A 7,021-nucleotide genomic window follows, 5' to 3' on the forward strand; every position below is an offset into this window, starting at 1 on the left:
CGTGGCCGGAGCGCCGTCCGGCGGCGGCCGGCCGCCCGGGCACGGCCGAAAAAACGGTCGCCGGACGCAATCGGGCCGTCCGCCGGCCCGATCACGCGCGCAGTTTGCCATACAATGCGCACCATCATGCACGACCGACGCCTCCATTTTCTCGTTCCGTTCGCGCTGCCGTCGGCGGCCGATGCGACCTCGTCCCTGCACACGCTGGACAGCCCCGCGCTCGAAAAGTTGCTCGCCCGCGCAAGCCTCGTCGAGCGCGTGGCCGGCGAGGACTTCCAGCGCACGCTGCCGCACGAACGCTGGCTGGCCCGCCAGTTCGGCGCGGCCCAGGGCAACGCCGCCGACGAGGCGCCGCTCGCGCCCTACATGCTGCTGGCGGACGGCGGCGAGCCGGGCACCCAGGCCTGGGCGTGCGTCGAACCCGTCCACGTCGAAATCGCTCACGACCACCTCGTGCTCGTCGACCCGGCGAGCCTCGCGCTCGACGACGGCGACGCCGCCGCCTTGCTGGCGGTCGCGCGCCCGCTGATCGAGGAGCTCGGCGTGCGGCTGGAGGCGCCGCAGCCGGCGCGCTGGTACCTGTCCAGCGAGCAGCTCGCCCGCCTCGCCGGCGCAGCGCCGCTGCGCGCGAGCGGCCGCAACATCGAGATCTGGCTGCCGCACGAAGCGCACACCGGCGAACGCTCGCGGATGTGGATGAAGCTGCAGAACGAAGTGCAGATGGCGTGGTTCCAGCACCCGGTCAACGAAGCGCGCGAAGCGCGCGGGCTGCCCGCCGTCAATTCGATCTGGTTCCACGCGCAAGGCACGCTGAAGCCGGTCGGCAAGCCGTTCGCGCGCGTGCTGTCCGCGTCGCCCGCGGCGCTCGGCCTCGCGCGCGCCGCGCAAGCCGAAGCCGGCGGCGTGCCGACCGCACTCGACGCACTGCCCGCCGCAGCCGGCGCGACGCTCGTCGAGCTGCCCACGCTGTCCGCCCCGTACATCGAGCAGGACTGGCCACGCTGGCACGATGCGCTCGCCGCGCTCGAGCGCGACTGGTTCGCGCCATCCCTCGCCGCGCTGCAGAACGGCGAGCTGGCCGGCGTCGATTTCACGCTGTGCGGCGACACCAGCTCCGTGACGCTGCACGCGACGCGCGGCGACCTGCGCAAGTTCTGGCGCCGCCGCGCGCTGGCATCCCTGTTCGAATAACCCGACCTGTATGACCCGGATCGTTACCCGCCCCGTCGCGCCCGCCGACGCCGAAGCGCTCGCGCGCCACGGCCTCCACCCCGTCCTCGCGCGCCTGTATGCATCGCGCGGCGTGCAGTCCCCGACCGACATCGAGACGGCCCTCGCGCGCCTCGTCCCGCCCACCGAACTGAAAGGCTGCGCGGACGCCGCGGCGCTGCTCGCCGACGCGATCGCCGACAAGCGGCGCCTGCTGGTCGTCGCCGACTACGACTGCGACGGCGCGACCGCCTGCGCGGTCGCAGTGCGTGGCCTGCGGATGTTCGACGCGCAGATCGACTACCTGGTGCCGAACCGCTTCGAATACGGCTACGGGCTCACGCCCGAGATCGTCGAACTCGCGGCCGCGCGCAAACCCGACCTGCTGATCACCGTCGACAACGGGATCGCGAGCGTCGCGGGCGTCGAAGCCGCGAACGCGCGCGGCATCGACGTGCTCGTCACCGATCACCACCTGCCCGGCGACGCGCTGCCCGCCGCGCGCGCGATCGTCAACCCGAACCAGCCCGGCTGCGCATTCCCGAGCAAGCACATCGCCGGCGTCGGCGTGATGTTCTACGTGCTGCTCGCGCTGCGCGCCGAGCTGCGCCGCCGCGGCGCGTTCGCGAGCAAGGAGGCCGAACCGCGCCTCGACGGGCTGCTCGACCTCGTCGCGCTCGGCACCGTCGCCGACGTCGTGCGGCTCGACGGCAACAACCGCGTGCTCGTCGCGCAGGGGCTGCAGCGCATCCGCAACGGCCGCATGCAGCCGGGCATCGCCGCGCTGTTCCGCGCGGCCGGCCGCGAGGCGCGCACCGCATCGGGCTTCGACCTCGGCTTCGGCCTCGGCCCGCGCCTGAACGCCGCCGGGCGGCTCTCGGACATGTCGCTCGGCATCGAGTGCCTGATCACCGACGACATCGGCCGCGCATGGGACCTCGCGCAGCAGCTCGACACGATGAACCGCGAGCGCCGCGAGATCGAGGCCGGCATGCAGCAGCAGGCGCTGGCCGATCTCGCCGACGTCGATCCGGCCGACGCGTGCACGATCACGCTGTTCAACCCCGAATGGCACCAGGGCGTGATCGGCATCGTCGCCGGGCGGCTCAAGGAGAAATTCCACCGCCCGTCGTTCACGTTCGCGCATGCGGACGAAGCCGGCACGCGGGTCAAGGGTTCGGGCCGCTCGATTCCCGGCTTCCACCTGCGTGACGCGCTCGACCTGGTATCGAAGCGCGAACCCGACCTGATCGTCGCGTTCGGCGGCCACGCGATGGCGGCCGGCCTCACGCTCGACACCGACAACGTGCCGCGCTTCGCGGCTGCATTCGAGGCCGTCGCGCGCGAGTGGTTGTCCGACGACGCGCTGGCGCGCGTGATCGAGACCGACGGCGAACTCGAGGAAGCGTATTTCACGCCGCAGTTCGTCGGGCTGCTCGACGAAGCCGTTTGGGGCCAGGGCTTTCCGGCCCCGCTTTTCTCCGGCGAATTCGACGTCGTGTCGCAGTCGCTCGTGAAGGAAAAGCACCTGAAGCTGCAGCTGGCGCGCGGCCGCCAGCGCTTCAACGCGATCTGGTTCAACCACACCGAGCCGCTGCCGGCGAGCGCGCTGATCGCGTACCGCCTCGTGGCCGACACGTGGAACGGCGTGACGCGCGTCCAGCTGATCGTCGAACACGCGGCCGGCTGAGCGCCGCCCGCCCGGCCAACCCGCCCGCGGCACGCGCGGGCCGCATGCGCGCCGCGCCGAACGGGGCCGCGGCGCGCATGCAAGCACGTTCCGCGTCACCGGGAAACCCCGCCGATCGGCTATAATTCCGCTTTTTTACGAAGCAAGAATAGCGAACGATCATGGAAGCGGAACGTCTCAACGCGATCGAAAGCTCCCTGCTCGACCTGCGCACGCGCGCGGGCGAGCTTCGGGGGTATCTTTGACTACGACGCCAAATCTGCGCGTCTGACCGAAGTCAACAAGGAACTCGAAGACCCGAACGTCTGGAACGATTCGAAGAACGCCCAGGCACTCGGCCGCGAGAAGAAGCTGCTCGAAGGCGTCGTCACGACGCTGACGGCACTCGATAGCGACCTGCGCGATGCGCTCGACCTGTTCGAGCTGGCACGCGAGGAAGGCGACGAAGACACCCTCGTCGCATCCGAAGACGACGCGAAGAAGCTCGAAGCGCGCGTCGGCGACATCGAATTCCGCCGGATGTTCTCGAACCCGGCCGACCCGAACAACTGCTTCATCGACATCCAGGCCGGCGCCGGCGGCACCGAGGCGTGCGACTGGGCGTCGATGCTGCTGCGCCAATACCTGCGCTACTGCGAACGCAAGGGCTTCAAGGCCGAAGTGCTCGAAGAGTCCGACGGCGACGTAGCGGGCATCAAGAACGCGACGATCAAGGTGTCGGGCGAATACGCGTACGGCTTCCTGCGCACCGAAACCGGCATCCACCGCCTCGTGCGCAAGTCGCCGTTCGACTCGTCGGGCGGCCGCCACACGTCGTTCTCGTCGGTGTTCGTGTATCCGGAAATCGACGACTCGATCGAAGTCGAGGTCAACCCGGCCGACCTGCGCATCGACACGTACCGTGCATCGGGCGCGGGCGGCCAGCACATCAACAAGACCGACTCGGCGGTGCGGATCACGCACATGCCGACCGGCATCGTCGTGCAGTGCCAGAACGACCGCTCGCAGCACCGCAACCGCGCCGAAGCGATGGCCATGCTGAAGTCGCGCCTGTACGAAGCCGAAATGCGCAAGCGCCAGGCCGAGCAGGACAAGCTCGAATCGAGCAAGACCGATGTGGGCTGGGGTCACCAGATCCGCTCGTACGTCCTCGACCAGAGCCGCGTGAAGGACCTCCGTACGAACGTCGAAATGAGCAACACGAAGGCCGTGCTCGACGGCGATCTCGACGACTTCATCAGCGCGAGCCTCAAACAGGGCGTGTAAGCGCCGCGGCGCGGCCCCTGCGGTCGCGCCGCCCTTCCCGTTGCGTTGCCGCACCCACTCCGAATTCCGACCATCATGACCGAACCGACCCAAACGCAGCCCGCCGTCGCGGCGGACGAAAACCAGATCATCGCCGAGCGCCGCGAGAAGCTGCGCGCATTGCGCGAGCAAGGCGTCGCCTATCCGAACGATTTCCGGCCGACGCATCACGCCGCCGATCTCCAGGCGAAATTCGCCGACTCGGACAAGGCCGCGCTCGAGGCGAACCCGGTCGAGGTATCGGTCGCCGGCCGCATGATGCTCAAGCGCGTGATGGGCAAGGCGAGCTTCGCGACGGTGCAGGACGGTTCGGGCCAGATCCAGTTCTTCGTGACGCCGAACGACGTCGGCGCGGAAACCTACGACGCATTCAAGAAGTGGGACCTCGGCGACATCGTCGCCGCGCGCGGCGTGCTGTTCCGCACCAACAAGGGCGAGCTGTCGGTCCAGTGCAAGGAGCTGCGCCTGCTGTCGAAGGCGCTGCGTCCGCTGCCGGACAAGTTCCACGGCCTCGCCGACCAGGAAATGCGCTATCGCCAGCGCTACGTCGATCTGATCGTCACGCCGGAAACGCGTGACACGTTCCGCGCGCGCACCAAGACCATCGCGTCGATCCGCAAGTTCATGGACAACGCCGACTTCATGGAAGTCGAAACGCCGATGCTGCACCCGATCCCGGGCGGCGCCGCGGCGAAGCCGTTCGTCACGCACCACAACGCGCTCGACATGCAGATGTTCCTGCGCATCGCGCCGGAGCTGTACCTGAAGCGCCTGATCGTCGGCGGCTTCGAGCGCGTGTTCGAGATCAACCGCAACTTCCGGAATGAAGGCGTATCGCCGCGCCACAACCCGGAATTCACGATGATGGAGTTCTACGCCGCGTACACCGACTACCGCTGGCTGATGGACTTCACCGAGCAGCTGATCCGCCAGGCGGCGATCGATGCGCTCGGCACCGCGACGATCCAGTACCAGGGCCGCGAGCTCGACCTCGCGAAGCCGTTCCACCGCCTGACGATCACGCAGGCGATCCAGAAATACGCGCCGCAGTACACCGACGGCCAGCTGTCGGACGACGCGTTCCTGCGCTCCGAACTGAAGCGCCTCGGCGTGGACGTGTCGCAACCGGCCTTCCTGAACGCCGGCATCGGCGCGCTGCAGCTCGCGCTGTTCGAGGAAACCGCCGAATCGCAGCTGTGGGAGCCGACCTACATCATCGATTACCCGATCGAGGTGTCGCCGCTCGCACGCGCATCGGATACGGTGCCGGGCATCACCGAGCGTTTCGAGCTGTTCATGACCGGCCGCGAGATCGCGAACGGCTTCTCGGAGCTGAATGATCCGGAAGACCAGGCCGCGCGCTTCAAGAAGCAGGTCGAGCAGAAGGATGCGGGCGACGAGGAAGCGATGTTCTTCGACGCCGACTACATCCGCGCGCTCGAACACGGGATGCCGCCGACGGGCGGTTGCGGGATCGGCATCGACCGTCTCGTGATGCTGCTGACCGACAGCCCGACGATCCGCGACGTGCTGCTGTTCCCGCACCTGCGCCGCGAAGACTGACGGCCGAGCCCGCGTGTGCGCCGCGCCCTGCGGCGCGCACGCGTCAGCTTTGTAACCACGCGTAAATCCCGCCCGCCGGCGTTCGCCGGTTTTCGATCCTCCCCCGTTTTATCTCCTCGTCGCGACGGCCTTCTCCGGGTTTTCCCTGTAACGCCCGCTGCCCCCGCGCTGCAATTCGTTACACCTTGATACGGTGCGACCCTCGCCCGTGGACGACACTCCTGTTGCGTCACCACGCATGACCACGGGACCAGAACGCGGCGCCGGAACGCCGAGTCTGCTCGCTCCCGAGCGTGGGATCCGGCCGGCACCAACGTGCGAAGCCAGGTCGACACCGGAGAGAACAAAATGGACAACCAGAATCAAACCACGCCGCAAAAGCAACGCCTTCACCCGCTCATCGCGACCGCGGCAGGCGCCGTGATCGTCGCGAGCCTCGCGGCCACCGCAGCGATCACGGGCATCTTCCCGAAGGCCAACAGCAACAATGCGCAGAACGGCCAGACCCAGGCCGCGCTGATCGCGTCGCAGCCGGCCGTCGATACGGCCGCTGCGGCCAGCGCCGCGCTCGCCGCGCAAGCGCAGCAGCAGGCAGCCGAACAGGCCGCGCAGCAGAAGGCGGCGGCCGAGAAGGCGGTGGCAGCCCAGGCCGAACCGAAGCCCGCGCCGCGCCCTGCCGCCACGCATCGCCGCCATACGCCGGCGCCGCAACCGCCGCAATACGCGCAGCAGCCGTCCGCGCCCGCGCAGGCGGCTTATTGCCAGACCTGCGGCACCGTCGTCGCGATCACGCAGACGCGTACGCCGGGCCAGAGCTCGGGGATCGGCGCGGTCGGCGGCGCGGCGGCCGGCGGCTTGCTCGGCAACCAGTTCGGTCACGGCAACGGCCGCACGGCAATGACGATCATCGGCGCGCTCGGCGGCGGTCTCGCCGGCAATCAGGTCGAGAAGCAGGTGCGCGCGGAAACCGACTACCAGGTGCAGGTCCAGATGGAAAGCGGCGCGACGCGCACGTTCACGTACCACAACCCGCCGCCGTTCGGCCAGGGCCAGCGCGTGCGGATCGAGAACGGGACGCTGGTCGGCGCGTAACGCCTGACGTCTCGCCGGGCGGCCCTTGCGCCGCGCCGGAAATGAAAAAGGCTCGTGATGCTTCACGAGCCTTTTCTGTTTGCGGTGACCCGTCCTGAAATAGGTTGACACTTTTTCGCCGAGACGAAGAGGTGGCAATTGGAACAAGGGATCAAGCGGACG

General features: G+C 68.7%; 5 protein-coding genes. All 5 read left to right on the plus strand.

Annotated elements, in window-relative coordinates:
* The first annotated feature begins 114 nt into the window (after positions 1–114).
* The 5 genes from WS45_RS25225 to WS45_RS25250 all read left to right on the plus strand — a co-directional run bounded on the left by WS45_RS25225 (position 115) and on the right by WS45_RS25250 (position 6,859).
* Positions 115–1,191 (plus strand): hypothetical protein, encoded by a 1,077-nt coding sequence (locus tag WS45_RS25225; RefSeq protein WP_059702243.1) that lies wholly within the window; start codon positions 115–117, stop codon positions 1,189–1,191.
* 10 nt (positions 1,192–1,201) lie between these two features.
* A complete protein-coding gene (gene recJ, locus WS45_RS25230; RefSeq protein WP_059702245.1) occupies positions 1,202–2,899 on the plus strand; it encodes a single-stranded-DNA-specific exonuclease RecJ in 1,698 nt (565 codons plus the stop codon).
* A gap of 161 nt (positions 2,900–3,060) precedes the next feature.
* A protein-coding gene (prfB, locus tag WS45_RS25240; RefSeq protein WP_107938119.1) for a peptide chain release factor 2 occupies positions 3,061–4,165 on the plus strand; the annotation gives its coding sequence in 2 pieces (ribosomal slippage) (positions 3,061–3,141 and positions 3,143–4,165; 1,104 coding nt in all).
* Between the two features lie 75 nt (positions 4,166–4,240).
* Positions 4,241–5,767, plus strand: a complete 1,527-nt coding sequence (lysS, locus tag WS45_RS25245) for a lysine--tRNA ligase (protein WP_059702247.1) — start codon at positions 4,241–4,243, stop codon at positions 5,765–5,767.
* Positions 5,768–6,115: 348 nt separating this feature from the next.
* On the plus strand, positions 6,116–6,859 hold the full coding sequence (locus tag WS45_RS25250) for a glycine zipper 2TM domain-containing protein (RefSeq protein WP_059702249.1): 744 nt from the start codon (positions 6,116–6,118) through the stop codon (positions 6,857–6,859).
* The last annotated feature ends 162 nt before the right edge of the window (positions 6,860–7,021 follow it).

Origin of the sequence: Burkholderia sp. RF2-non_BP3 (assembly GCF_001522185.1) — a bacterium.
GTDB classification, from domain to species: Bacteria; Pseudomonadota; Gammaproteobacteria; order Burkholderiales; family Burkholderiaceae; genus Burkholderia; species Burkholderia diffusa.

Excerpts from the sequence above, each read along its gene's own strand:
- recJ (WP_059702245.1), top strand. The coding sequence starts at position 1,202 with ATGACCCGGATCGTTACCCGCCCCGTCGCGCCCGCCGACGCCGAAGCG.
- WS45_RS25225 (WP_059702243.1), top strand. The coding sequence starts at position 115 with ATGCGCACCATCATGCACGACCGACGCCTCCATTTTCTCGTTCCGTTC.
- WS45_RS25250 (WP_059702249.1), top strand. The coding sequence starts at position 6,116 with ATGGACAACCAGAATCAAACCACGCCGCAAAAGCAACGCCTTCACCCG.
- lysS (WP_059702247.1), top strand. The coding sequence starts at position 4,241 with ATGACCGAACCGACCCAAACGCAGCCCGCCGTCGCGGCGGACGAAAAC.